The organism is Stenotrophomonas sp. Sm2128 (genome assembly GCF_030985535.1).
GTDB classification, from domain to species: Bacteria; Pseudomonadota; Gammaproteobacteria; order Xanthomonadales; family Xanthomonadaceae; genus Stenotrophomonas; species Stenotrophomonas maltophilia.
Map to the genome: position 1 here is coordinate 13,447 of NZ_JAPTFQ010000037.1, position 24,323 is coordinate 37,769.

The window sequence follows — 24,323 nt, forward strand, 5'->3', positions numbered from 1 at the left end:
GATCAAGCACTTGCGAGCCCACAGACGGCAATGTGAAGAAATCTTGGCAAAACGCTTGCCGAAGGCAGCCGACCTCCGTAATATACGCGTCCTTGGCAGCGACCTCGCTGCAACGAAACATGTGGCCGAGTAGCTCAGTTGGTAGAGCAGGGGATTGAAAATCCCCGTGTCGGCGGTTCGATTCCGTCTTCGGCCACCACTTTCGAAGGCCTGCAGAAATGCGGGTCTTTTTTTTCCGGAAACCGGGTTTGATCACGGTTGCCACACAATTTGGCCGAGTAGCTCAGTTGGTAGAGCAGGGGATTGAAAATCCCCGTGTCGGCGGTTCGATTCCGTCTTCGGCCACCATCTTCAGAGACCTGCAGAAATGCAGGTCTTTTTTTTGCGTGCGGCCTGCCATCCACGCATGGCGTGGGTCTACCTGGCGCTGGCCCCTTCCATTGCCTCGATCCATGCCGGGCCACCGCCGTCTGGTTGACGAAACATTTACACCGGTACCCGCCGCGGCACCTACGCTGCAGATTCCTGCCGGAGCCTGCCGATGCAATTGCGCCCCACCCTGCTCGCCTGCCTGCTGCTGGCCGCCGCTCCGGTGATCGCCGCCGAACCGGTGCGTGCAGTCGACACGCTGGACATCGACCGCTATGCAGGCCAATGGCACGAGATCGCTCACCTGCCGGTGTCATTCCAGAAGCAGTGCGTCGGCGAGATCACCGCCAACTACGGGCTGCGCCACGATGGCCGCATCAGTGTCACCAATGCCTGCCGCAACGCCGACGGAGAACGCGTAATCGCCGAAGGCGTTGCACGCCCGGTGGCTGGCCATCCCGGCCAACTGCAGGTGCGCTTCGTTCCGGACTGGCTGAGCTGGGTGCCACTGGTCTGGGCCGACTACTGGGTGCTGGCGCTGGACCCGGACTACCAGTGGGCCCTGGTCGGTGAACCGGACCGGAAATACCTGTGGATCCTCTCGCGCCTGCCGGAAATGGACCGCGCCCGGTTCGAGCAGTTGAAGGAAAAAGCCGAAGCCATGGGCTACGACCTGCGCCCGCTGCGCCTGATGGCCCCGCTTCGCGATACGCCCGCCGATTGAGCCGCAGTTCAATCCGTACGCGCACCGTGCGCCCGAAGATCCAGCGCTGCGCACGCCCCGCCGCCATCTTCACGCGCTACCCTCTGCGACGGCTCGCCACAGGCGATCCAAACGACCATACGCCGTAGTATGCTTATTCCAACGCACCGCCTCCAGAGGACCTGCGCCCATGCTCCACCGTTTCCGTATCGCCTTGATCGTCCTGAGCACCCTCGCCCTTGCCGCCTGTGGCAACGGCATCGTCAAGCGTGTTTCGGAACCGGCGGCCAGCCTGCAGCAGCTGACCGTGCGCGCCGACGGCAACTGGACCGTGGCGCTGCGCCTGCAGAACTTCAGCTCGATGCCGATGACTTTCGATGATGTGTCGCTGGCGCTGACCGTGGGCGATGCCGAGGCCGGCACCCTGCAGGCCAAGCCCGGTATCTCCATCGGCGGCACCTCCGCGGATGTCATCAATGTCGACCTGGTGCCCAGTTCGGCCGCACGCCTGGTGGTGGCCGATGCACTGGCCGGCAACCGCACCCTGGCCTATGGCCTGAAGGGAACGGTCGCGGCCACGCCGCAGGAAAAGAAGCAGCGCAGCTTCGACATCAGCAGCCGCAGCACCCTCAACCAGGCCCCGGGCCTGCCGGGCGTGCTGCGCTGATTTCCACCTTCCGTCGCGGCGCCTGGCGCCGCTCTCCCCTGCCCTGATCAAATCGAGACGTACCGATGAGCAGCTACACCGCCCCGCTTTCCGACCTCCGTTTCGCCCTGCACGACGTGCTCAAGGTCGAACCCCTGTTCGCCCGCCTGGGCTTCACCGACGCCACCGCCGACGTGGTCGATGCCGTGCTGGAAGAAGCTGGCCGTTTCAGCGCCACCGTGCTGGCCCCGCTCAACAGCGTTGGCGATGAGATCGGCTGCGTGCTCGACCAGGCCACCGGTGAAGTGACCACCCCGCCCGGCTTCAAGCAGGCCTACGACCAGTTCGTCGATGGCGGCTGGACCGGCCTGACCGCCTCGCCGGAACTGGGTGGCCAGGGCCTGCCGCACACCCTCGGCGTGCCGCTCAACGAAATGATCAACGCCGCCAACCTGGCGTGGGGCAACTTCCCGCTGCTCTCGCACGGCGCCATCGAAGCGCTGAAGCAGCACGGCGAGGCCTGGCAGCACGAGGCCTTCCTCAAGCCGCTGATCGAGGGCCGCTGGACCGGCACCATGTGCCTGACCGAGCCGCACTGCGGTACCGACCTGGGCCTGCTGAAGACCAAGGCCGAGCCCAACGCCGATGGCAGCTACTCGATCACCGGCACCAAGATCTTCATCACCGCCGGCGAGCACGACCTGACCGAAAACATCGTACACCTGGTGCTCGCCAAGCTGCCCGACGCCCCTCCGGGCGCCAAGGGCATCTCGCTGTTCGTCACGCCCAAGTTCAAGGTCGACCGCGATGGCAATGTCGGCGAGCGCAACGCACTGCGCTGCGGCTCGATCGAGCACAAGATGGGTATCAAGGGTTCGGTCACCTGCGTGATGAACTTCGACGGTGCGCAGGGTTACCTGGTCGGCCAGCCGCACAAGGGCCTGCAGGCCATGTTCACCATGATGAACACCGCGCGCCTGGGCGTCGGCCTTCAGGGCATCGGCCTGTCCGAGCGCGCTTACCAGAACGCACTGAAGTACAGCCGTGAACGCCTGCAGTCGCGCGCCCTGAGCGGTGCGAAATTCCCGGACAAGCCGGCCGACCCGATCCTGGTGCACCCGGATGTGCGCCGCATGCTGCTGACGGTGAAGTCGCTGGTCGAGGGCAGCCGCCTGCTGGCCCTGCACGCCGCCACCCTGATCGACATTGCCCATCACGCCGAGGACGCCGCCGAGCGCGAGCGCGCCGACACCCTGGTGAGCTTCCTGACCCCGATCTCCAAGGCCTGCCAGACCGAATGGGGCATCGAGAACACCTACAACGCCCTGCAGTGCTTCGGTGGCCACGGCTATATCCGCGAACACGGCATGGAGCAGCTGGCCCGCGATGCGCGCATCACCACGCTGTATGAAGGCACCACCGGCATCCAGGCGCTGGACCTGATCGGCCGCAAGACCGCCTCCAGCCAGGGCGCCGGCCTGAAGCTGATGCTGGCCGAGATCGAAGCCTTCGCCAAGGAGCATGAAGGCAACGAAGCGCTGGCCGAGTTCATCGGCCCGCTGCGCGCCAAGGCCGCCGAATGGGGCAAGCTGACCCTGGACGTGCTGCAGCGCGCGGCCGGCAATCCAGACGAACTGGGTGCGGCCAGCTACGACTACCTGTTCTATTCGGGCTACGTGGTACTGGCCTACTGGTGGGCCCGCAGCGTGGCCGCCGCCGACGCCAGCGCGCACGGCGCCGCCTTCGCCCAGGGCAAGCGCGAAACCGCCCGCTTCTACTTCGCCCGTGTGCTGCCGCGCACGCTCAGCCACGCCGCCGCGATCCAGTCCGGCGCCGCCCCGCTGATGGCGATGGACGACGAGCGCTTCGGCGCCTGAGCCGGGCTGCCGCCCGGCACCCGCGGTAGTGCCGGCCGCTGGCCGGCAACCGCAACAGCCGGCTTCCTGCGGGATGGCGAGGCGGATCCAATTGCGGGGGACGGCGCAAGTACGTCCCTGTAGCCTCGGTCGCGCCATCCATGGCGCTCACGCCCCCGCAACCGGCCCCACCCCGCCCTCGACAGATTTCTGCTGCTGGTAGGTGTCGACCTTGGTCGACACCGTAGATCCACGCCATGCGTGGGCGGAAACTACCGAAATCCCTCTGGAGAAGAGCCCCCCTTTGTTAAGGGGGGCGCACCGACAGGTGCGGGGGATAGGAGGAATGCGTGGACCTGAATTGTTGCGTTTTGGGTATCGCCCAAGTGGCGATACCCAAAACGCAACAATTCAGGTATAAGCTGTTCTCCCGATGGAGACAGACACTACACGCTTGGGTCTGATCGAAGCCGGAGCTCCGTTTTCTGCTCCGGGCGCCGAAGCATCGCCCAACGCCACGACGCTGCATCGCCCCGGTTCGGTCCGGCTGCTCTCGCTTGATGCCCACGGACGCGTACTGGACTGGATCACCTGGCAGGATGCGGCGTGCCTCTACGCCCGCGAAGCGGTGGCCTGGACGCTGGGCGATCCCTGCCTGCACATCCACGGCGGCACCAACCGCTTCAGCGGCCTGCAGAGCGGCATGGACCTGCACCCGATCATCGCCGCGCGCGGCCATGCCCGCTCCCGCGCGATCGACCCCACGCCGAACCTGACCAACCCGGCCCTGTTCGCCCGCGACGCCCACCTGTGCATGTACTGCGGCCAGCAGTTCAACCGCCCCACGCTCACCCGCGACCACGTCGTGCCACTGTCCAAGGGCGGCCTGGACTGCTGGGAAAACGTGGTCACCGCCTGTTTCCACTGCAACTCGCGCAAGAGCGACCGCACCCCGCAGCAGGCCGGAATGCCGCTGCTGGCCGTGCCCTACCGGCCCAGCTGGATCGAGCACCTGATCCTGTCCAACCGCAACATCCTGGCCGACCAGATGGCCTTCCTGAAGGCGCAATTGCCCAAGCGGTCGAAACTGAGCACCTGAACGCCTGAAAATGCAACCCTCACCGTCCTGTCACGGACGGCGGCGTTTGCTTGCCCCACCCCCGTTTGAGGGCGAAAATGGGCATTCAGAAAAAGTGCGAACATGATGATCGACTCTGCCCGCTATCCCCGCCTCGCGCGCATCCAGACGCCGGATGACCTGCGCACGTTCGACGAATCCGAACTGAGGGCGGTTGCCGACGAACTGCGCGCCTACCTCATCGAATCGGTGGGCAAGAGCGGTGGCCACTTCGCCGCCGGCCTGGGCGTGATCGAACTCACCGTGGCCCTGCACTACCTGTACCAGACTCCGGTCGACCAGCTGGTCTGGGACGTCGGTCACCAGACCTACCCGCACAAGATCCTGACCGGGCGCCGCGACCAGATCCACACCGTCAAGCAGAAGGACGGCGTCGCGCCATTCCCGAAGCGCGAGGAGAGCGAATACGACACCTTTGGCGTCGGCCACTCCTCCACCTCGATCTCGGCGGCACTCGGCATGGCCATTGCCCGCCAGTCCGAAGGCGACGACCGCAAGATCGTGGCGGTGATCGGTGACGGTGCGATGACCGCCGGCATGGCCTTCGAAGCGCTGATGCACGCCGGCGGCATGGACCCGGAACCGAACCTGCTGGTGATCCTCAACGACAACAACATGTCGATCTCCGAGGCGGTCGGCGGCCTGACCAAGATGCTAGGCCGTGCCACCGGCAGCCGCACGCTCAATGCGCTGCGCGAAGGCGGCAAGAAGATCCTCGGTGACAAGAAGAACAACCCGGCGCGTTTCGTGAAGCGCTGGGAAGAACACTGGAAGGGCATGTTCGTGCCGTCCACGATGTTCGAGGAGATGGGCTTCCACTACACCGGCCCGATCGACGGCCACGACATGCCCGCCCTGCTGTCCACGCTGAAGACGCTGCGCGCCTCCAAGGGCCCGAAGCTGCTGCACGTGATGACCACCAAGGGCAAGGGCTACGAGCCGGCCGAAGGCGACCAGATCGGTTACCACGCCGTGGGCCCGTTCGATCCGGACAAGGGCTTGGTGGCCAAGGCCGGTGCCAAGAAGCCGACCTATACCGATGTGTTCAGCGACTGGCTGTGCGATGCCGCCGCCGCCGAGCCCCGCCTGTACGGCATCACCCCGGCGATGCGCGAAGGCTCCGGCCTGGTGCGTTTCAGCAAGGAATACCCGCAGCGCTATTTCGACGTGGCGATTGCCGAACAGCATGCGGTCACCCTCGCCGCCGGCATGGCCACCCAGGGTGGCAAGCCGGTGGTGGCGATCTACTCGACCTTCCTGCAGCGCGCGTACGACCAGCTGGTACATGACGTGGCGATCCAGGACCTGGACGTGCTGTTCGCGATCGACCGCGCCGGCGTGGTCGGCCCGGACGGTGCGACCCATGCCGGCAACCTCGACCTGAGCTTCCTGCGCTGCGTGCCCAACCTGGTGGTGATGGCACCGTCCAACGAAGCCGAGTGCCGGCAGATGCTCAGCACCGGCCTGCAGCACCCGGGCCCGGCCGCCGTGCGCTACCCGCGCGGCACCGGCACCGGCGTTGCAGCCGGCACCGACCTGTCCACCCTGCCGATCGGCAAGGGCGAACTGCGCCTGCAGGGCAGCCGCATTGCCCTGCTCGCCTTCGGCAGCACCGTGGCCGCCGCCGAGCAGGTCGGCCGCGAACTGGGCCTGAGCGTGGTCAACATGCGTTTCATCAAGCCGCTGGACCGCGAGCTGGTGCTGGCTGTCGCCGCCCAGCACGAAGGCCTGGTGACGATCGAAGACAACGTGGTGGCCGGTGGCGCCGGTTCAGGCGTCGGCGAGCTGCTCAATGCCGAAGGCGTGCTGCGCCCGATCCTGCACCTGGGCCTGCCCGACAGCTACCAGCACCATGCCAGCCGCGAGGACCTGCTGGCCGAAGCAGGCATCGACGCCGCGGGCATCCGTGCGGCCGTGCTCAAGCGTTGGCCGCAGCTGGCCACAGGTACCCCGCCGCTGAGCGCGGCGGGCTGAGGCCGATTGCCACCCAGTGGATCCGCGCATGGCGTGGATAGCGGGGCCCGGAAACAGGACCTGGCCGGAAACCCCGCCCTCAGCCGTAGCTGACCGCTTCCACGAAGGCACCGCTGGCTTCCACGCGCACGGCAGCGCGCTGCCCGGTATCGACAAAGTGCAGGCGCGCCAGGGTTTCAGCGAAGTCGAAGGCGCGGGCACCGTCGCGGAAATCGATCGGCTCCGGCCGGTCCGGATGCAGCACGCGCCATTGGCGCTGTTCGCATTGCAGGCGGATCAACATGCGGCTCACTCCTTGAGGCAGCGTATCGACGGTAGCGGGACATTCCTGCCGATCACGGCAGGCATCGTCGCAACAGATCAGGGACACACAGAGATGCCCTGATCGCAGAAGATACGGCAATTCAAAATGTGAGCTGTATCAGATTTTTCTGATTTTAGAGGGGCACGCTCAGTTCACCTGGAACTGTGCCCGGCAGCCGTCGCTGACCCAGATGCCACGACGATCCCAGCCCCAGGTCTGGCCCTCGATGCAGGCACTGCGCGAATCCTGGCGAACCAAGCGCACGCCGCGGCGGATGCGGGCGTCGCAGTACTCCTGGCGATGCCCATTGGAATGACAGGTGATCACCTCACCGCCGCCCCAACCGTTGCCGTTGCCGTTGCCCCAGCCCCCCCCATTGCCCCAGCCACCACCACGACGGTACTCGCCGACGAACTCGGCGCGGCAGCCCTGGGTCACCCAGACGCCATAGCGCGACTGGCCCCAGGTCTCACCTTCCACGCACGGCGAGCCGGACAACTGGCGGATCATCCGCGCGCGGCCCTCCAGACGGCACTCGTTGCTACGGTTCTTGATCGACTCGCAGCGCACGATGCCGCTGCCTTCGCGGCCACCGTAGCGGTCATCGTCATAGCCGTAGCCATAGCTCTGCGCCTGGGCGCCACCCGCCGCCGCCAGCATCGGCAGCAGGGTGCAGGCCAGGGTACGCCAGGTGAGTGCCTTGCCCATCGAGATCTCCAGATGAATACGATGGCGCAAGCATCCGGGATTCGCGGCACGGCGCACAGGGGGGCGCGTGACGCCGGTTTTTCCCCATTCAAACAACGCAACCGTAGCTGACTGCACCGCAACGACCGGCGTCAGTCTCCTACGCGCAGGGCATCCACCGCGCTGCCGAGCGCCTCGACCCGCACCGTGCTGCGCTGGCCGGTGCGACGGTGGTGCTCGAGGGCCCGCGCCGCGGCGACATCGAAAGCCTCGGCGCCCCGCGCATATCGGGTTGCGTCATGCACCTGCGGATCCAGCACGGACCAGTGCCGGGCGTTGCGTTGAACGGTAATGACCATGAGGGGCTCCTGCGGATGGAAGGATGCGACGGCAGGCGGACGGTCCACGTGCCGGTACACCTTCAGGCTAGCGATCAGCTCAGGGGTGGCCCATCAGATTTGTACGAAAATGCCGCGCCCTCCGGTCAGCCCTTTGCCTGCCCTCACATCCCTGAGTCCATTTAGCCTGTTCATTCCGTGATTCTTGTCACGGAGTCAGCCGGGCTTCACACTACCGTCATCAACAGGGGCCCCTTCCACATGCGCACCTTCTTCTCGCAGCAGCGTTGGACGCTGCTGAAGTTCTATTTCGTGGCCAGCTACCTCGTGCTGATCGAGGAACTGATCCGCGCCGCCATGCACTGAGCGCTTGCTGCAGGGCTATTTGCGACAGACACTGTCGCTTTAGGCACGGAGCCCGCCCGATGAAAGCGCTTCTTCTGATTCCAGCCCTGCTGGTGCTGTCCGCCTGTGCCAACCAGCATCAGGCCGCTGCGCGTGCCGATACGGCGGCCACTTCGCCTGCCACGCCGAAGGTCGGTGGCGACCGCGATGCCCACGGTTGCATCGGTTCGGCCGGCTACCAGTGGTGCGAGCACAGCCAGCGTTGCGAACGTCCGTGGGAACTGGCGCAGGCACAGGGCCTGGCCAACACCGCCGAAGCCATCGATGCCTACTGCGCGAAGCCGGCCAGCCCGGCGCGCAAGTGAGTCGCGCCACCCATGGCTGAGCTGAGTCCGCTCCCCACCCTGGCCCCAGGCCGCTACCGCCACTTCAAGGGCGGCGAGTACGAAGTGCTCGACATCGTCCGCAGCAGCGAGACCCTGCAGCCGATGGTGCTGTACCGCGCGCTGTATGGCGAAGGTGGCCTGTGGGTACGCCCGTACGCCATGTTCGTCGAGCAGGTGCCCGGCGAGCACGGACCGCAACCGCGTTTCGCCCGCGTCGACGCATGAGGGTTCCGCTGCCGGCCATGGCCGGCAGCGCGCGGTAACGCGGCGGACCTGCGTTACAATCGTACCGTCCAGTCGGTTTCTTCCCGCCATGTCCGCATCCCCCTCCCGTTCGCGCCGCAAGGCGCCCGACAGCGTGCGCCAGTCACTGCTGCAGGCCACCATTGAAGTGATCGGCCGTAACGGCCTGGCCGCGCTGACCGTGCAGGACGTCGCGCAGGCCGCCGGTGTCAGCAAGGGGGCGTTGTTCCATCATTTCAGCAGCAAGCAGGTGCTGGTGGATGAAGCCATCGGAGCGCTGATTGGAGAATTCGAAGCGCGCGTGCGCGCCCTGCTGCAGGAAAACCCCGAAGGCCATGGCCGTTTCAGCCGCGCCTATGTACAGGCCAACTTCGAGCATCTGCTGCAGCAGGAGCAGGACAACGACATCGGCCTGACCTTGGGCAACCTGATGGAACCGGGCCTGCTTGCGCACTGGCGCAACTGGAGGCGCGCGATGCTGGCCGAGTTCCCTGGCGAAGCCGGCGACCCACGGCTGTACGCGGCGCGCTGTGCTGCCGATGGCTACTGGGCCACGGCCTATGGGCGTCCGCTGGACGAGGAAGAACGTGCCAATGCATTGGCCATGGCCGAACAGGCCCTGAAACTGTGCGACCCGCAGTGAGCTGGAGCGCTCGATGAATCCCTACCTCTACCTTGCCGCTGCCATCGTGCTGGAAGTGATTGCCACATCACTGCTGAAGGCATCCGACGGCATGAGCCGGCTGGCGCCGACACTGGGCGCACTGGTCAGCTACGGGCTGTGCTTCTACCTGCTGTCGATGACCATGAAGTCGATCCCGACCGGCATCGCCTACGCAATCTGGTCCGGCGTCGGCATCGTGCTGATCTCACTGATCGGGCTGGTGGTGTTCAAGCAGCGCCTGGATGCACCGGCGTTGATCGGCATCGGCCTGATCTGCGCCGGCGTACTGGTGATCAACCTGTTCTCGCGCAGCAGCGCGCACTGAGCACGCTGCTGCGCGATCAACGCTAGCTGACCTTCTTCGCTACGGTCATGCCGAGCAGGAACAGCACCACGGCGATGATGATGCCGGCCCAGAACAGGAACTTGGCGATACCGACCGCGGCACCGGCAATGCCACCGAAGCCGAGCACGCCTGCGATCACACCGATGACGGCGAAGATGATGGCCCACTTGATCATGTCAAACCTTTCCCCGCGGGGACTGCGTACTGGATGGTCAGGCTAGGCCGTGGCCGATGCGGCAATCGTGAACAGGCCGCGTGCGCGGCGTGAATCAGCGCGGACGGAAGCGCAGCAGCGCGACGGCAAACGCCAGGAACACGCTGCCCACCAGGCGCTCGAACCAGCGTCGCGCAAACGGCTTGGCCAACCAGCGGCGAAGGCCATGGCCACCGGCCGCATACATCACGTACCAGAACAGTTCGCACGCGGCGAAGGTGGCCACCAGCACGCTGTACTGCAGCGCCTGGCCGCGTGATGGGTCGACGAACTGCGGCAGGAACGCCGCCGCGAACAGCAGCAGCTTGGGATTGCTCAGGCCCACCAGAAGGCCACCACGGAACACCTTCCACGCGCCCAGCGAGGCCGCAACCGGCGGCGTAGCATCGACCGTCACCGGCGGTGCCGGCCGGCAACTGTCACGCCATGCCTTCAGGCCCAGCCAGGCCAGATAGGCCACGCCCAGATAGCGCAGCACCTCGAACAGCATCGGCGAGGAATGCAGCAGCGCACTCAGGCCTGCTGCGGAGGCCGCCAGCACCAGCAGCATCGCCAGCAGGCAGCCGGCCATCGCCGGCACACTGCCACGGAACCCCAGCCCGACGCTGCGACCGAGGATATGCAGCATGTTCGGCCCCGGCGTACCACACAGAACGAACACCGTGGCGAGGAACCACCACCAGGTATGCAGGGCCATAGCGCACATCCACTTCAGAAGATCCAACCAGCATAGAGTGCGCCGGGCCTGCCGCGGCACACACAGCGCAGCATGGATGTGGTGGTTACAGATCGCCGCCATCGGCAACCGGGCACCATCTGTGCTGCAATGAGGGCTCCTGGCACGGAGCGGCGCATGAAGACCCTTGGCCTGATCGGTGGCATGAGCTGGGAAAGCTCGGCCCAGTACTACCGGCTCATCAACGAGGAGGTACGGCGGCGGCTCGGCGGTGCGCACTCGGCACAGCTGCTGCTGTGGTCGGTGGATTTCGCCGGCATCAAGCAGCTGCAGCACGAAGGCGACTGGGACACCCTGGGTGACCACATGGTCGATGGCGCGCGGCGCCTGCAGGCGGGCGGCGCCGACCTGCTGCTGATCTGCACCAATACCATGCACAAGCTGACCGATCGCATCGAGGCGGCCTGCACGCTGCCGCTGCTGCATATCGCCGACCCCACCGCCCAGGCCATCGTGCAGGCAGGCGCACGCAAGGTGGGCCTGCTCGGCACCGCCTTCACCATGGAACAGGACTTCTACCGCGGCCGGCTGCAGGATCGCTTCGGACTGGAGGTGCTGGTACCCGAAGCCGATGATCGTCGCAGCGTGCACGACATCATCTACCAGGAATTGATCGCTGGTGTGGTCAGCGAGCACTCACGGCAGGTCTATGCCGGCGTGATCGCGCGACTGGTGGCGCGCGGTGCCGAAGCAATCATTCTTGGCTGCACCGAGATCATGCTGCTGGTACGCCCGGAGGACAGTGCAGTGCCGCTGTTCGATACCACCGCCCTGCATGCGCGGGCCGCCGTGGACACGGCCCTGGCTTGAATCAATGCGCGCAGGAGCGCGGAATCAGTCCGCGCCCTGCACCTCCAGCGCGGTGATCAGCCACTCGACCACCGCCGGTGAATCGCACAGGAAGAAGATGGCGTCACCGGAGCGTGCTTCGGTAAGCAGCCGATAGATCGTGATCGCCACTGCCGACTGGTTGGCGATGAACACTTCCGGGCTGCGCGGCCCTTCACTATGCCCGGCAACAGCATGCAATGCCTTGCGCGCAGCCACAGTGGCAGCCGGGTCCGCGCTGCGGGTCAGTTCCGGCCCGCGCAGCCCCCAGGCAACGAACACATGCTTGCCCTTGAACGTAGTGTCCAGGACCCGCACCTCGGCGCCACCTGCGTCGGCCGAGCGATGAATGACGGTACTGCTGATCAACGCAACCCCCTGTGGTCGTCGTGGTCCGCGCATCCTCCCCCGCAGGCCGCCCGCACACCAGTGACGGCAGCCACAGGCTGCGCCGACAGGCGTGGAAGACATGTAAGAAGGTGTAAACCGATGCGATCGGATGTGCAGCGATGATACGGGATGTAAGCCTCTGCATGGGCTGGTGCGCACTACTAAATCCCTCCTGAGCCGCTTCCGGAACGATGCGTTCCGACGGCCCCGTGCTGGGTCATTCTTGCCGCCCGAATCCCCGCCCGAGGCTCCCCCATGACCCTTCGCCCGCTGCTGCCGATCACCGGCGCCGCCCTTGCCCTGCTGCTGGCCGCCACCGCCGTGGCCGCCCAGGACTACGACACTGATCACATTCCAGCGCTGCGCTGCGAATCCCAGTTCAACAAGACCGAGCAATGCCCCATCGAGGGACCGATGCGCCTGGCCAGGCAGCTGTCGGTGACCCGTTGCGTGGAAGACCAGAACTGGGGCCAGAGCCGGCGCATGCTGTGGGTGACCGACGGCTGCCGCGCCGAGTTCGTTGCCGACGAACACGGCCGCTGGCCGGGACGTGGCCGCAGCCGTGATCGCGACAACGAGGGCGAACGCCTGGTCTGCGAGTCCTACGAGAACAAGGACAAGGAGTGCCGGATTCGCGTGCGCCATGAGGTACGGCTGGTCAGGCAGAAATCGGTGACAGCCTGCATCGAGGACCGCAACTGGGGATGGGACCGCCGCGGGGTGTGGGTCAGCGACGGCTGCCGTGCCGAGTTCCGGGTGTATTGACTGCCGGCCGCGCGCTGGCTGCATCGAGCAGGCGTGCGTGCCAGGCGGAGTCGATAGACTATGGCCTGCACGGCAGGGAGCACGACATGGAACGATGGTATCTGGCGACGCTGCTGGCGTTGATCCTGCATCAGATCGACGCTGCGTTCTGGCAGGAATGGGCCATGTTCCATGTCCCCGGTGGCATCCAGGGCTTCCTGCTGTTCAACCTGTTCGCAGTCGGCGCCGTGCTTTGGGGTTATCGCCAGATCGTGCTGGGCACATCCACGGCGCGCAGCTATGCACTGGCGTGCGGGGGGCTCGGCATTGGCACGGCACTGATCCATCTGGCCTTCGCCCTGTTCGGTCGCAGTGAATTCCACCTGCCGCTGTCGATTGCCGTCCTGCTCGCCTGCTTTGTGTCGGGTGGCGGCCTGTTGCTGAAGCTGCGCCCGCGATGAACCGGACGTCCTCTTCTCCACACCTGCGCGACGGCATTCCGCAGGACGCAGATGCCTTGATCGCGCTCGACAGCGTGGCAGCCACTGATCCACGGCGGATCATGCAGATTGCCGACTGGCTGGCGCACGGCGTCGTGCAGGTCGCCGAGCAGGACGGCAAGATCGTCGGCTACCTGGTCATCCATCACCACTTCTTTGGCGAAGCCTTCATTGAAATGTTGATGGTGGCGCGCGAACAGCGCAGCCAGGGCATCGGCGCCATCCTGCTGCGGCACGCGATCACGTGGCGCGGTGGCGGCAAGCTGTTCACCTCGACCAATGCCTCCAACACGGGCATGCAACGCCTGCTCGCTGCCGCCGGCTTCGTGGGCAGCGGCATCGTGCATGGCCTGGATGAAGGCGATCCGGAACTCATCTACCGCTTCGCGGAAGACTGATCAGCATCTGCAGAACGCACAAAAAAGCCCGCGCATTGCTGCGCAGGCTCCTTGATTCATCACAGTGGTCGGGACGGCCGGATTCGAACCGACGACCCTCTGCCCCCCAGGCAGATGCGCTACCAGGCTGCGCTACGCCCCGACTGATGCTGCGATGTGCCCGCCAGTGCGGCGGGCCGTGAAGTATAGCGGATTACGATGGAAATGGGATCAGCGGCGCAACAACTGCAGCACTTCTTCCAGCTCCATGCGCACCTGCTTGATGATCTGGTTGCTCAGCGCCGATTCCTCGCGGGCATCGGGCCCATCCAGGCGCAGGCGGGCACCACCGATGGTGTAGCCCTGTTCGTACAGCAGGCTGCGGATCTGCCGCACCATCAGCACGTCATGGCGCTGGTAGTAGCGGCGGTTGCCTCGGCGCTTGGCCGGCTCAAGGCTGGGAAACTCGGTTTCCCAGTAGCGCAGGACGTGCGGCTTGACGTCGCACAGCTCGCTGACCTCACCAATGGTGAAGTAGCGCTTGGCCGGGATCGGCGGTAGTTCGCGGTTACTGCCCGGATCCAGCATAAGCCTCCACCCTCTCCTTGAGCTTCTGGCCCGGACGGAAGGTGACCACCGTACGGGCGGAAATCGGAATTTCCTCGCCGGTCTTGGGGTTGCGACCCGGGCGCTGGTTCTTGCGCCGCAGATCGAAATTACCGAAGCCCGACAGCTTCACCTGACGTCCCTGTTCCAATGCTTCACGCAGCACATCGAAAAACGCGTCGACGAATTCCTTGGCTTCACGCTTGTTCAGACCGACTTCGTCGAACAGCTTTTCCGCCATCTCCGCCTTGGTCAATGCCATTGCCTGCTACCCCCGAGTGCTGCCCGCTCAGCCGCGGATCCGGGCGTGGTGTTCACGCTCGATGGCAGTGACCGCCTCGGCCACCACCGCATCCACGTCGCGGTCCGTCAGAGTGCGCGACTTGTCCTGCAAAATCAAGCCCATAGCGAGACTCTTGAAGCCCGGCTCGACGCCCTGGCCAACATAGCGGTCGAACAGGTTCAGGTCGCGCAGCAGCGGGCCGGCGGCCTGGCGGACGGTCGCCGCCAGGTCGGCCCAGGCCACCTGCTCAGGCACCAGGAACGCCAGGTCGCGGCGCACCGCCGGGAAGCGCGACAGCTCGCCGGCACGCGGCAGGCGACGGGCGGTCAGCGGCTCCAGGTCCAGCTCGAAGGCGTACACGTCGGCCTCGATCTCCATCGCCCGCGCCAGGCGCGGATGGATCTGGCCGATCCAGCCGATGGCCACGCCATCGCGGAACACCTCGGCCGAACGCGCCGGGTGGCCGTAGGCGCGGGCCGACGGACGGAACTCCAGCTGCGCGCCACTGGCAGCCGCCAGCGATTCCAGGTCGCCCTTCAGGTCATGGAAATCGACCTTGCGGGTCGGCAGGCCCCACTGCACCGCCTGCGCCTCACCGCAGACCGCAGCGGCCACGCGCGGGGTTTCCAGCGGCGCCGGTTGGCCGTCTCCGCCCTGCTGGGCAAACACACGGCCGATCTCGAACAGGCGCACGCGGCCCAGCTGGCGCGCGGCATTGCGGCCAAGCGTGGCGACCAAGCCCGGCAGCAGCGACGGACGCATCACCGCCAGTTCCGCCGACAGCGGGTTGGCCAGCGGCACCAGACCGTCGCGCAGCTGCCACTGGGTCAGCAGCGCGTCGTCGACGAAGGCGAAGTTGACGGTTTCCTGCTGGTCACGGGCGATCAGCTGGCGGCGCACGCTCAGCGCGTCCAGCTGGGTCTCGCTCGGCATCGCCACGCGTGAGGCACCGCCCGGCAGCGTGGTCGGGATCTGCTCGTAACCGTGGATGCGGGCCAGCTCTTCGATCAGGTCTTCTTCGATGGCGATGTCGAAGCGGCGGCTCGGCGCCGTGACCTGCCAGCCCTCGGCGGTGGCAACCACGTCCATGCCAAGCGCGCGCAGGATGCGCTCGACTTCGGCATCGTCGATGCTGATGCCGAGCACGCGGGTGATGCGGGCGCGGCGCAGCACGATGGTCGCCGGCTGCGGCAGATCGGCTTCACGCACGGCCTCGGTGACCGGTGCCGGGGTACCGCCGGCCAGGTCCAGCACCAGGCGGGTGGCGTACTCGATCGCGGTGCGCGGCAGCGCCGGATCGACGCCGCGCTCGAAGCGATGGCCGGCATCGGTGTGCAGGCCCAGCTTGCGGCCACGGCCCATGATCGCGGCCGGCGCGAAGTGCGCGGCTTCCAGGAACACGGCGGTGGTCCCGTCGGTGACGCGGGTGTCGAAGCCGCCCATCAGGCCGGCCAGGCCGACCGCACGGTCAGCATCGGTGACCACCAGGAAGCTGTCGTCCAGCGCAGCATCGCGGCCGTCCAGCAGCTTCAGCGTCTCGCCCGCGCGCGAACGGCGCACGGCGATGCTGCCCTGCAGGGTGCCCAGGTCGTACGCGTGCATCGGCTGGCCCAGCTCCAGCATCACGTACTGGGTGATGTCGACCAGCAGCGAGACCGGACGCACGCCGCTGCGGCGCAGGCGCTCGGCCATCCACAGCGGGGTCCTGGCGGCAGCATTGACGCCTTCGATGACACGGCCCAGGTAACGCGGCGCTTCGGCGCCGGCGTCGAGCTGGATGCTCAACTCACGGCTGCCGACTGCCGGAATGGCGTCGGCAGCGAAGTCCAGCACTTCACTGCGGGTGGCGGCGGCGACGTCGTAGGCGATGCCGCGCAGGCTGAAGCAGTCGGCGCGGTTCGGGGTCAGCTTGATCTCGATGCTGGCGTCCGGCAGGCCCAGGTACTCGACCAGGGTCTGGCCGATCGGGGCATCGTCCGGCAGTTCCAGCAGGCCGGACGCATCGCTGTCCAGGCCCAGCTCCTTGGCCGAGCACAGCATGCCGTTGGACTCGACGCCACGCAGCTTGGCCGGCTTGATCTTCAGCTCGCCGATCTGCGCGCCAACCATCGCCAGCGGCGCGACCAGGCCCGGGCGTGCGTTCGGTGCGCCGCACACGATCTGCAGCAGTTCGCCCTGCCCGGCATCGACCCTGCACACCTGCAGGCGATCGGCTTCCGGATGGCGCACGGCTTCAACGATGCGTGCCACGACCACGTGATCGAGGCCTTCGCCAAGCGCGGATACTTCTTCCACTTCCAGGCCGATGGCGGTCAGCACCGCGCTCAGCTCATCGCGCGAGGCGGAGGTCGGGACGTGGCTGCGCAGCCAGTTTTCGGAGAATTTCATGGTGTCACCCTGGTGGGAGGCGTGCCTCCCGTTGCGGTTTTTGGGGTCGCCCAGCGCATGCGCAAGCAGGCGTCCATCCAGAAAGCAGCCGAGCATGGCTCGGCTCTACACGGTTGCGGCTTACGCGAACTGCTTCAGGAACCGCACATCGTTCTCGAAGAACGCGCGCAGGTCGTTGACGCCGTAGCGCAGCATCGCGAAACGCTCCACGCCCATGCCGAAGGCGAAGCCGGTGTAACGCTCCGGATCGATGCCGACATTGCGCAGCACGTTCGGATGGACCATGCCGCAGCCGAGCACTTCCAGCCAGCGGGTGCTGCCATCGGGCTGCTGCCAGGCGATGTCCACTTCCGCGCCCGGTTCAACGAACGGGAAGTAGCTGGGACGGAAACGCATCTCGAAATCGCGCTCGAAGAACGCGCGCACGAACTCGGCCAACGTGCCCTTCAGGTCGGCGAAGGTCGAATGCTCGTCGACCAGCAGGCCTTCCACCTGGTGGAACATCGGCGAGTGGGTCTGGTCGCTGTCGCTGCGGTACACCTTGCCGGCGGCGATCATGCGCAGCGGCGGCGCGTGGTCGCCCATGTAGCGCACCTGCACACCGGAGGTATGCGTACGCAGCAGGCGGCCGTCGCCGAAGTAGAAGGTGTCATGCATGGCGCGCGCCGGGTGGTGCGGCGGGAAGTTCAGCGCCTCGAAGTTGTGCCAGTCGTCCTCGATCTCCGGCCCTTCCGACAGCTCGTAGCCCAGCCGGCCGAAGATGCCGGTGATGCGCTCCAGGGTGCGGGTGATCGGGTGCAGGCCGGCACGGTCGCCATTGCGGCCCGGCAGGGTGATGTCGATGGCTTCGGCGGCCAGGCGCGCATCCAGTGCCGCGTCTTCCAGCAGCGCCTTGCGCTCGCCCAGCGCGCGGGTCAGCACGTCGCGGGCCTGGTTGATCGCTTCACCGGCGGCCTTGCGCTCGTCGGCCGGCAGGGCACCGAGCTGCTTGAGCTGCGAGGTGATGCTGCCGCTCTTGCCAAGCAGGGCCACGCGCAGCTGCTCCAGCACGTCGGGGCTCTGTGCGGCGGCCACATCGGCCAGCGCCTGGGTGGTGAGGGATTGGATGTCGCTCATGGGGGGCTGGAACTCCAGTCGATCTGCCATCGCGATGCGCGAAGGGCCGACCCCTGTCGCCACCGCCGTCCCCGCGCTGCCGTCGTGGCCTCGCCGGGACCCAAAAAAGAATGGGGAAGGACTTGCGCCCTTCCCCATGCATTGCCTTGACCTGACACCGTCCGAGTGAACGGTTACGGCATCGGGAAGGACTTATGCCGCCAGCGCGCCCTTGGCCTTTTCGGCCAGCGCAGCAAAACCGGCTGCGTCGTGCACGGCGATGTCAGCCAGGACCTTGCGATCCAGGGTGATGCCGGCCTTCAGCAGACCGTTCATGAAGCGGCTGTAGCTCAGGCCGTTGATGCGGGCAGCCGCATTGATACGGGTGATCCACAGCGAACGGAAGTTGCGCTTCTTCTGCTTACGGCCGATGTAGGCGTACTGCTGTGCCTTGATGACCGCCTGCTTGGCGACGCGGAAGACCTTGCGGCGGGCGTTGTAATAGCCCTTGGCGAGATCCAGGATTTTCTTGTGGCGGCGACGCGCCTGTACGCCACGCTTAACTCGTGCCATTTTTCAGTTCCTCAGAGGTAAGGGAGCATGCGGTCCAGACGGCCTGCGTCTTCTGCACGGACATGGCCCGTCTGACGCAGATTACGCTTACGCTTGGTCGCTTTCTTCGTGAGGATGTGGCTACGGTTGGCGTGGCCGCACTTGTACTTGCCCGAGGCGGTCTTGCGGAAACGCTTGGCCGCTGCCCGGTTGGTCTTGATCTTGGGCATTGCAATGTCCTTGATGGGATATGACCCTGGTTTCTGACTGATCTGGCGGCGGCCTGGGCCGCTCTTTCCGTCCTGCCATGATCGGCGTACGACCCGTCCTGGGTGGGTCGAGCCGGGCATGATACAGGCAAAACCGCCCTGCCACCAGCCCCTGCAACCCTTTACCGGCGATTCACCGGCGTCCTGCAAAAGCAAAGGGACGCCAGCGGCGTCCCCTTACCCTGAACCATTCAGCCAGGCGCCCCGGAAGGCGGCCCGTCAGGCCTCAGGTCTTCTTCTTCGGCGCGATCATCATGACCATCTGACGCCCTTCCAGGCGCGGACGGGATTCAATGACGATGTCCTCGCCCAGATCGGTCTCGATCCGGTTGGCCATTTCGCGGCCCAGTTCCTGGTGGCTCATTTCACGGCCACGGAAACGGATGTTGACCTTGATCTTGTCACCATCTTCGAGGAACCCGCGCATCTTGCGCAGCTTGATCTGGTAGTCGCCCTCGTCCGTGACCGGACGGAACTTCACTTCCTTGATCTCGACCTGCTTGGTCTTCTTCTTGGCCTCGCTGGCCTTCTTCTGCGCTTCGAACTTGAACTTGCCGAAGTCCATGATCTTGCAGACCGGCGGATCGGCCTGCGGCTGGATCTCGACCAGGTCCAGGCCTTCATCTTCGGCCATGGACAGCGCTTCGTCGCGCGACAACACGCCGATCATTTCTCCGTCACTGCCGATCACGCGGACGCGCGGCACACGGATTTCCTGATTCTTGCGGTTCTGTTTGTTGTCAGGGGTGCTGATATTACGTTCTCCCAAGGGTATCGAACCGGCCCGGGTGCCTGTGCGCCCGGACCGGACCTTTGCTTACGCGCCCTCGGCGTGGAGCCGCTCGATGAAGGCCTGCAGGCTCATGCTGCCCAGGTCTTCGCCAGAACGCGTACGCACCGCCACAGCCCCATTTTCCTTCTCGCGGTCACCAATGACCAGCAGGTAGGGCACGCGCTGCAACGTATGCTCGCGGATTTTATAGCCGATCTTCTCGTTACGCAAATCCGAGCTGACGCGGAAGCCTTGCTCCGCAAGGGTTTTGGTCACGCCCGAGACGTAGTCGGCCTGGGCGTCGGTGATGTTGGCCACCACCACCTGGGTCGGGGCCAGCCAGGCCGGGAACTGGCCGGCATGGTGCTCGATCAGGATGCCCAGGAAGCGCTCCATCGAGCCGACGATGGCGCGGTGCAGCATGACCGGATGCTTCTTCTGGCTGTTCTCGTCCACGTACTCGGCGCCCAGGCGGCCCGGCATCATGAAGTCGACCTGCATGGTGCCCAGCTGCCAGGTACGGCCGATGGCGTCCTTCAGGTGGTACTCGATCTTCGGGCCGTAGAAGGCGCCCTCGCCCGGCAGCTCCTGCCATTCCACGCCACAGGCGGTCAGCGCCGAGCGCAGCGCGCCTTCGGCCTTGTCCCAGGTGGCGTCGTCGCCCAGGCGCGATTCCGGGCGCAGCGCGATCTTGATCTGGATCTCGTCGAAACCGAAGTGCTGGTAGACCGCCAGCGCCTGCTGGTGGAAGGCCGTCACTTCCGACTCGATCTGGTTTTCCGTGCAGAACACGTGGCCGTCGTCCTGGGTGAAGCCACGCACGCGCAGGATGCCGTGCAGCGCGCCGGACGGCTCGTTGCGATGGCAGGAACCGAACTCACCATAGCGGATCGGCAGGTCGCGGTAGCTGTGCAGGCCCTGGTTGAACACCTGGATGTGGCCCGGGCAGTTCATCGGCTTGACCGCGTACGTGCGCTTCTCCGATTCGGTGAAGAACATGTTGTCCTGGTAGTTGTCCCAGTGACCGGACTTCTTCCACAGGCTCACGTCCAGGATCTGCGGGCAGCGCACTTCGCCATAGCCGCTGTTGCGGTAGACCTTGCGCATGTACTGCTCGACCACCTGCCACAGCGCCCAGCCCTTCGGGTGCCAGAACACCAGGCCCGGTGCTTCTTCCTGCAGGTGGAACAGGTCCTGCTGCTTGCCGATGCGGCGGTGGTCGCGCATTTCAGCTTCTTCGATGCGCTTGATGTACGCCTCGAGCTGCTTCTTGTCGGCCCAGGCGGTGCCGTAGATGCGCTGCAGCTGCTCGTTCTGCGCGTCGCCGCGCCAGTAGGCGCCGGAGATGCGGGTCAGCTTGAAGGCCTTCAGGAAGCGCGTGTTCGGCACGTGCGGGCCACGGCACATGTCCACGTATTCCTGGTGGTAGTACATGCCCATCGCCTGGATGTCCTCGGACATGTCCTCGATCAGGCGCAGCTTGTAGTCCTCGCCACGGGCCTTGAAGATCTCGATCACTTCGGCGCGCGGGGTCATCTTCTTGATGACGTCGTAGTCCTGGGCGATCAGCTCGCCCATGCGCTTCTCGATCGCGGCCATGTCGTCCGGGGTGAACGGGCGCTCGGAGTAGATGTCGTAATAGAAGCCTTCGGCGATCACCGGGCCGATCACCATCTTCACGTCCGGGTAGAGCTGCTTGACGGCGTGGCCGACCAGGTGGGCGCAGGAGTGGCGGATGATCTCCACGCCCTCCTCGTCCTTGGCGGTGATGATGCGCAGGCTGGCATCGTGGTCGATGACGTCGCTGGCATCGACCAGCACGCCATCCACGGCACCGGCGATGGTGGCCTTGGCCAGGCCGGCGCCGATCGACTGGGCGACCTCCATGACGCTGACGGGGTTTTCAAATTCGCGGCGGCTGCCGTCGGGAAGAGTAATGTTGATCATCGCAGTGGCTTCGTGCGGGGCCCGCTGAGCGGGCTGGAAAGCGTTCCCGGGGCGGCGCCCGGGCAATAAAAAAGCGCCGCGAGGGCGCCTGGAACACAGGGCCTTCGGGGGCAGGTCAACAGTGGGCGGTGGTAGTGCTCATGTCGCACGCTCGGCCGGCGCTGGGCGCGGGCCACCTTGTTCCAGTCAGGGTTCTACGATGATCTTAAACCAGCGCACGGGAAAGCCCAAGGGCTACCGTACGGTCGGCTGAATGTGCCTCGCTGGCGGCGTGAAATCGCAATGATTACCATGTCGGCGCAGGCCGCTCCGTGCCAGCCTGCCCGCCTTCCCCCAGGACCCCGTGATGCGCCACCCGCTCCGACCGGCTTCCGCCGGCCCCGCCCGTGCCCCGCGTTCGCCGGCCCGCTGCCACGCCGGCCGCCCGCAATGATCACCGTCGGCCTTTCCACGCTCGGCTTCTGCAGCCTGGGCATGCTGGCAGCGATGTTCTCGGCGCTGGCCTTCTATGCCGCTTCGCCGCATTGCCGCTGGCCGCGCCTGCGCCGCGCCGGCCGCCTGGGCCGCCAGATCGGCCTGGTCGCCGCTGCCGCCGCGCTGTGGCTGTGGATGGCCGAGCTCGGCTTTGCCGCCGGCCTGGTGGCGATGTTGTGCACCTGGATGCTGGCCGCGATGCTGTTGCCGGCGCTGGCCGCCTGGCACCGTCCCGGCACGGAGTCGCCCTGATGTGGCCGCGCGCCTTCGCTGGCACCGTGGCCGGCTTCCTCCTGGCCGCGGCCGCGACCGGCCTGCTGGCATGGGTACCGCCCGGCCCCTGGCAGCGGGCGCTGGTGCCGACCCTGATCGCTTTCATCCCGCTGTGGATGCTGGCCGCCCTGTGGGCGTTCAGTTTCCGCAGCGGGCTGCGCGCCTGGCTGGTGCTGGGTGGCAGCGCCGCCGCCGGCTTCGCCATGCTCGGGCTGCTGCGCCTGACCGGCGCAGTGCAATGAGACCTCTCCCATGAAGTTCAGTTCGCAGACCCTGCGCACGTTCACCACCCTGCATACCTGGGTCGGCCTGGTGGCCGGCTTCGGCCTGTTCGTGGCCTTCTACGCAGGTGCGCTGACCCTGTTCCATCACGACCTGCCACTGTGGCAGACCCCGGGAGCCGCCACCGCACTGCCCGCCGGGCTGGACGATGCGCAGTACCTGCTGGACGACGTGCTGGCTGCGCATCCGGAGGCACGCCGCCACGTCGGCATGACCTTCCCCGGCGCCGAACACCCGCAGCCGCTTGCGTACTGGCAGGCCGATGACGGCAGCTGGCGCTATGCCTGGCCCGGCCAGATCGCCGGCAGCCCCACACCACCGCAGACCGGACTGGCCGAACTGGTCAACGAGCTCCATTACAGCCTCGGCCTGCCCGTAGCCGGGATCTACGTGATGGGCATTGTCAGCCTGCTGTACGGCATGGCACTGCTCAGCGGCCTGGTGATCCATCTGCCGAAGCTGCTCGGCGACCTGTTCGCGCTGCGTCCGGGCCGCAACCTGAAGCAGCTGTGGCAGGACGCGCACAACGTGATCGGCGTGCTCAGCCTGCCTTTCCACCTGATGTTCGCGGTGACCGGTGCCCTGCTCTGTCTGGTGTTCGTGCAGATGGCCCTGCTCAACCCGTTGATCTACGACGGCAAGGCGCTGCAGGCGGTGCCGACGGCGATGGACACCGCGCCCGTGCGCGATGCCAGTGGCATTCCGGCACCGCCGGGCAGCCTGCGCGTGCTGCATGCGCGCGCGCTTGAAGTCGCCCGCGCACAGGGCGTGGCCAACTTCGAACCGGCCTACCTGAAGCTGGCCAATGCCGGCGATGCCAATGCCACCATCGAGATCACCGGCGAATCCACCGGCACGCTCGGCCCGCTTGGCGCGGTGGCGCTGGACGTGGCCACCGGCGACGTTCTGGCCTCGCAGCTGCCGGGCCAGCGCGACGCCAACCACGCCACGCTCAGCGCCGCCTACGCGCTGCACTTCGGCGAATTCGGCAACGGCGTGGTGGTCTGGCTGTACTTCCTGCTCGGCCTTGGCGGTGCGTTCCTGTTCTATTCGGGCAACCTGCTGTGGATCGAGTCGCGGCGCAAGCGTCGCCAGCCGCAGCAGCCGCGCGCCGGGGTGAACATGGCGCGGGCGACGGTCGGCGTGTGCATCGGCCTGTGCGTGGCGATCTCGGTCGCGTTCGTCACCGCGCTGGTGCTGGAGCGGCTGGCGCCGACAGCGGTCGATCGCGGCATCCGCTGGGGCTGCTTCGGCAGTTGGGCGGCCTGTGCGCTGTGGGCCGCGCTGCGACGCCCGGCGCAGGCCGCACGCGAGTTGCTGTGGGCGGCGGCGATCAGTACCGCGCTGGTACCGGTGCTGCACGGCGCACTCAATGGTGACTGGCTGTGGCGCGCCGCCGCGCGTGGCCACTGGCCGCTGTTCTGGGTCGACGCCATCGCGCTGGCCATGGCCTTCGGCTTTGCCCGCCTGGCAGTGGCCAGCCAGCGCCGCGCCCGCAACGGCGATCCCAACAGCGTCTGGGCCAACTGAACCTTCGCCGGGCATGCCCCGGCGCTACCTACCGTTGCGCGCAACGCCCCCTGTGGCGTCGAGC

Annotated in this window: 30 protein-coding genes and 3 tRNA genes; 18 read left to right on the forward strand and 15 right to left on the reverse strand. The window is 66.4% G+C overall.

The genetic code is table 11. From position 1 onward, the window contains the following. The first annotated feature begins 123 nt into the window (after window positions 1-123). The 7 genes from O0K41_RS12180 (at window position 124) to dxs (ending at window position 6,686) form a co-directional block, all read left to right on the forward strand. Window positions 124-199, forward strand: a tRNA-Phe gene (locus O0K41_RS12180). A gap of 73 nt (window positions 200-272) precedes the next feature. After that, window positions 273-348: transfer RNA gene (locus tag O0K41_RS12185), tRNA-Phe, on the forward strand. A 193-nt stretch (window positions 349-541) separates the two neighbouring features. Continuing rightward, a complete protein-coding gene (locus O0K41_RS12190) occupies window positions 542-1,093 on the forward strand; it encodes a lipocalin family protein (RefSeq protein ID WP_049451213.1) in 552 nt (183 codons plus the stop codon). A gap of 169 nt (window positions 1,094-1,262) precedes the next feature. After that, window positions 1,263-1,739 carry an LEA type 2 family protein gene (locus tag O0K41_RS12195; protein ID WP_024958014.1) on the forward strand — a complete coding sequence of 159 codons (477 nt, stop codon included), beginning with the start codon at window positions 1,263-1,265 and terminating at the stop codon, window positions 1,737-1,739. A 65-nt stretch (window positions 1,740-1,804) separates the two neighbouring features. Next, window positions 1,805-3,595 carry an acyl-CoA dehydrogenase C-terminal domain-containing protein gene (locus tag O0K41_RS12200; protein ID WP_005414049.1) on the forward strand — a complete coding sequence of 597 codons (1,791 nt, stop codon included), beginning with the start codon at window positions 1,805-1,807 and terminating at the stop codon, window positions 3,593-3,595. Between the two features lie 412 nt (window positions 3,596-4,007). Further along, window positions 4,008-4,673 (forward strand): HNH endonuclease, encoded by a 666-nt coding sequence (locus O0K41_RS12205; RefSeq protein ID WP_005410414.1) that lies wholly within the window; start codon window positions 4,008-4,010, stop codon window positions 4,671-4,673. A 105-nt stretch (window positions 4,674-4,778) separates the two neighbouring features. Further along, window positions 4,779-6,686, forward strand: coding sequence for a 1-deoxy-D-xylulose-5-phosphate synthase (dxs, locus tag O0K41_RS12210; RefSeq protein ID WP_032964317.1), 1,908 nt, complete (start codon window positions 4,779-4,781; stop codon window positions 6,684-6,686). Window positions 6,687-6,765: 79 nt separating this feature from the next. Here the strand turns inward: dxs and O0K41_RS12215 are convergent, their stop codons facing one another. The 3 genes from O0K41_RS12215 to O0K41_RS12225 form a co-directional block, all read right to left on the reverse strand. Continuing rightward, window positions 6,766-6,969 carry a hypothetical protein gene (locus tag O0K41_RS12215; protein ID WP_005410416.1) on the reverse strand — a complete coding sequence of 68 codons (204 nt, stop codon included), beginning with the start codon at window positions 6,967-6,969 and terminating at the stop codon, window positions 6,766-6,768. A gap of 168 nt (window positions 6,970-7,137) precedes the next feature. Further along, the gene (locus O0K41_RS12220) at window positions 7,138-7,698 is read right to left on the reverse strand and encodes a DUF3011 domain-containing protein (RefSeq protein WP_005410417.1); all 561 of its coding nucleotides are present in this window, start codon (window positions 7,696-7,698) and stop codon (window positions 7,138-7,140) included. A gap of 131 nt (window positions 7,699-7,829) precedes the next feature. Beyond that, window positions 7,830-8,036, reverse strand: a complete 207-nt coding sequence (locus tag O0K41_RS12225) for a hypothetical protein (RefSeq protein WP_308304509.1) — start codon at window positions 8,034-8,036, stop codon at window positions 7,830-7,832. Between the two features lie 404 nt (window positions 8,037-8,440). Between O0K41_RS12225 and O0K41_RS12230 the strand changes: the two genes are divergently transcribed. The 4 genes from O0K41_RS12230 to O0K41_RS12245 all read left to right on the forward strand — a co-directional run bounded on the left by O0K41_RS12230 (window position 8,441) and on the right by O0K41_RS12245 (window position 9,978). Then, window positions 8,441-8,725: a hypothetical protein gene (locus O0K41_RS12230; protein WP_005410420.1), complete on the forward strand. Its 285-nt coding sequence runs from the start codon at window positions 8,441-8,443 to the stop codon at window positions 8,723-8,725. A gap of 12 nt (window positions 8,726-8,737) precedes the next feature. Further along, window positions 8,738-8,971 carry a DUF1653 domain-containing protein gene (locus O0K41_RS12235; protein WP_005410421.1) on the forward strand — a complete coding sequence of 78 codons (234 nt, stop codon included), beginning with the start codon at window positions 8,738-8,740 and terminating at the stop codon, window positions 8,969-8,971. Window positions 8,972-9,059: 88 nt separating this feature from the next. Further along, window positions 9,060-9,632: a TetR/AcrR family transcriptional regulator gene (locus tag O0K41_RS12240; RefSeq protein WP_164222868.1), complete on the forward strand. Its 573-nt coding sequence runs from the start codon at window positions 9,060-9,062 to the stop codon at window positions 9,630-9,632. Window positions 9,633-9,645: 13 nt separating this feature from the next. Next, a complete protein-coding gene (locus O0K41_RS12245) occupies window positions 9,646-9,978 on the forward strand; it encodes an SMR family transporter (RefSeq protein ID WP_149501254.1) in 333 nt (110 codons plus the stop codon). A 22-nt stretch (window positions 9,979-10,000) separates the two neighbouring features. Here the strand turns inward: O0K41_RS12245 and O0K41_RS12250 are convergent, their stop codons facing one another. Then, window positions 10,001-10,174, reverse strand: coding sequence for a DUF1328 domain-containing protein (locus O0K41_RS12250; RefSeq protein ID WP_005410424.1), 174 nt, complete (start codon window positions 10,172-10,174; stop codon window positions 10,001-10,003). A gap of 94 nt (window positions 10,175-10,268) precedes the next feature. Beyond that, complete coding sequence (locus tag O0K41_RS12255) at window positions 10,269-10,910, reverse strand: LysE family translocator (protein ID WP_005410425.1); 642 nt, start codon at window positions 10,908-10,910, stop codon at window positions 10,269-10,271. A gap of 156 nt (window positions 10,911-11,066) precedes the next feature. On the opposite strand from O0K41_RS12255, the gene O0K41_RS12260 reads away from it, so the two are divergent. Continuing rightward, window positions 11,067-11,759 (forward strand): aspartate/glutamate racemase family protein, encoded by a 693-nt coding sequence (locus tag O0K41_RS12260; RefSeq protein WP_005410426.1) that lies wholly within the window; start codon window positions 11,067-11,069, stop codon window positions 11,757-11,759. 24 nt (window positions 11,760-11,783) lie between these two features. Here O0K41_RS12260 and O0K41_RS12265 read toward each other — a convergent pair whose 3' ends face one another. Then, window positions 11,784-12,179 (reverse strand): hypothetical protein, encoded by a 396-nt coding sequence (locus O0K41_RS12265; RefSeq protein WP_033833235.1) that lies wholly within the window; start codon window positions 12,177-12,179, stop codon window positions 11,784-11,786. A 243-nt stretch (window positions 12,180-12,422) separates the two neighbouring features. Here O0K41_RS12265 and O0K41_RS12270 point away from each other — a divergent pair, with 243 nt between their 5' ends. The 3 genes from O0K41_RS12270 (at window position 12,423) to O0K41_RS12280 (ending at window position 13,809) form a co-directional block, all read left to right on the forward strand. Further along, window positions 12,423-12,932: a DUF3011 domain-containing protein gene (locus O0K41_RS12270; RefSeq protein ID WP_005410428.1), complete on the forward strand. Its 510-nt coding sequence runs from the start codon at window positions 12,423-12,425 to the stop codon at window positions 12,930-12,932. A gap of 86 nt (window positions 12,933-13,018) precedes the next feature. Next, the gene (locus O0K41_RS12275) at window positions 13,019-13,372 is read left to right on the forward strand and encodes a DUF6713 family protein (protein ID WP_043035591.1); all 354 of its coding nucleotides are present in this window, start codon (window positions 13,019-13,021) and stop codon (window positions 13,370-13,372) included. After that, on the forward strand, window positions 13,369-13,809 hold the full coding sequence (locus O0K41_RS12280; RefSeq protein WP_005414059.1) for a GNAT family N-acetyltransferase: 441 nt from the start codon (window positions 13,369-13,371) through the stop codon (window positions 13,807-13,809). The genes O0K41_RS12275 and O0K41_RS12280 overlap by 4 nt, the downstream gene beginning before the upstream one ends. A gap of 65 nt (window positions 13,810-13,874) precedes the next feature. Here O0K41_RS12280 and O0K41_RS12285 read toward each other — a convergent pair. The 9 genes from O0K41_RS12285 to thrS form a co-directional block, all read right to left on the reverse strand. Continuing rightward, window positions 13,875-13,951: transfer RNA gene (locus O0K41_RS12285), tRNA-Pro, on the reverse strand. Between the two features lie 68 nt (window positions 13,952-14,019). After that, window positions 14,020-14,376 (reverse strand): MerR family transcriptional regulator, encoded by a 357-nt coding sequence (locus O0K41_RS12290; RefSeq protein WP_005410431.1) that lies wholly within the window; start codon window positions 14,374-14,376, stop codon window positions 14,020-14,022. Next, window positions 14,357-14,656, reverse strand: coding sequence for an integration host factor subunit alpha (locus O0K41_RS12295; RefSeq protein WP_005410432.1), 300 nt, complete (start codon window positions 14,654-14,656; stop codon window positions 14,357-14,359). Before O0K41_RS12295 ends, O0K41_RS12290 begins: the two co-directional genes overlap by 20 nt. A 27-nt stretch (window positions 14,657-14,683) precedes the next feature. Continuing rightward, complete coding sequence (gene pheT / locus O0K41_RS12300; RefSeq protein WP_123958842.1) at window positions 14,684-17,065, reverse strand: phenylalanine--tRNA ligase subunit beta; 2,382 nt, start codon at window positions 17,063-17,065, stop codon at window positions 14,684-14,686. 120 nt (window positions 17,066-17,185) lie between these two features. Further along, the gene (locus O0K41_RS12305; protein ID WP_005410434.1) at window positions 17,186-18,181 is read right to left on the reverse strand and encodes a phenylalanine--tRNA ligase subunit alpha; all 996 of its coding nucleotides are present in this window, start codon (window positions 18,179-18,181) and stop codon (window positions 17,186-17,188) included. 192 nt (window positions 18,182-18,373) lie between these two features. After that, a complete protein-coding gene (gene rplT, locus O0K41_RS12310; RefSeq protein ID WP_005410435.1) occupies window positions 18,374-18,733 on the reverse strand; it encodes a 50S ribosomal protein L20 in 360 nt (119 codons plus the stop codon). Between the two features lie 11 nt (window positions 18,734-18,744). After that, window positions 18,745-18,942, reverse strand: coding sequence for a 50S ribosomal protein L35 (rpmI, locus tag O0K41_RS12315; RefSeq protein WP_005410436.1), 198 nt, complete (start codon window positions 18,940-18,942; stop codon window positions 18,745-18,747). Window positions 18,943-19,207: 265 nt separating this feature from the next. Continuing rightward, on the reverse strand, window positions 19,208-19,735 hold the full coding sequence (gene infC / locus O0K41_RS12320) for a translation initiation factor IF-3 (RefSeq protein ID WP_074725076.1): 528 nt from the start codon (window positions 19,733-19,735) through the stop codon (window positions 19,208-19,210). Between the two features lie 63 nt (window positions 19,736-19,798). Further along, the gene (gene thrS, locus O0K41_RS12325) at window positions 19,799-21,700 is read right to left on the reverse strand and encodes a threonine--tRNA ligase (protein ID WP_005414065.1); all 1,902 of its coding nucleotides are present in this window, start codon (window positions 21,698-21,700) and stop codon (window positions 19,799-19,801) included. A gap of 429 nt (window positions 21,701-22,129) precedes the next feature. Here thrS and O0K41_RS12330 point away from each other — a divergent pair, with 429 nt between their 5' ends. Genes O0K41_RS12330 through O0K41_RS12340 form a run of 3 tightly spaced genes read left to right on the forward strand, consistent with a single transcriptional unit; the run spans window position 22,130 to window position 24,259 of the window. Further along, the gene (locus O0K41_RS12330) at window positions 22,130-22,426 is read left to right on the forward strand and encodes a hypothetical protein (RefSeq protein WP_005410439.1); all 297 of its coding nucleotides are present in this window, start codon (window positions 22,130-22,132) and stop codon (window positions 22,424-22,426) included. Then, window positions 22,426-22,689 carry a hypothetical protein gene (locus O0K41_RS12335; RefSeq protein WP_099605435.1) on the forward strand — a complete coding sequence of 88 codons (264 nt, stop codon included), beginning with the start codon at window positions 22,426-22,428 and terminating at the stop codon, window positions 22,687-22,689. Before O0K41_RS12330 ends, O0K41_RS12335 begins: the two co-directional genes overlap by 1 nt. A 10-nt stretch (window positions 22,690-22,699) precedes the next feature. Further along, window positions 22,700-24,259 (forward strand): PepSY-associated TM helix domain-containing protein, encoded by a 1,560-nt coding sequence (locus O0K41_RS12340; RefSeq protein ID WP_164222865.1) that lies wholly within the window; start codon window positions 22,700-22,702, stop codon window positions 24,257-24,259. Window positions 24,260-24,323 lie beyond the last annotated feature (64 nt).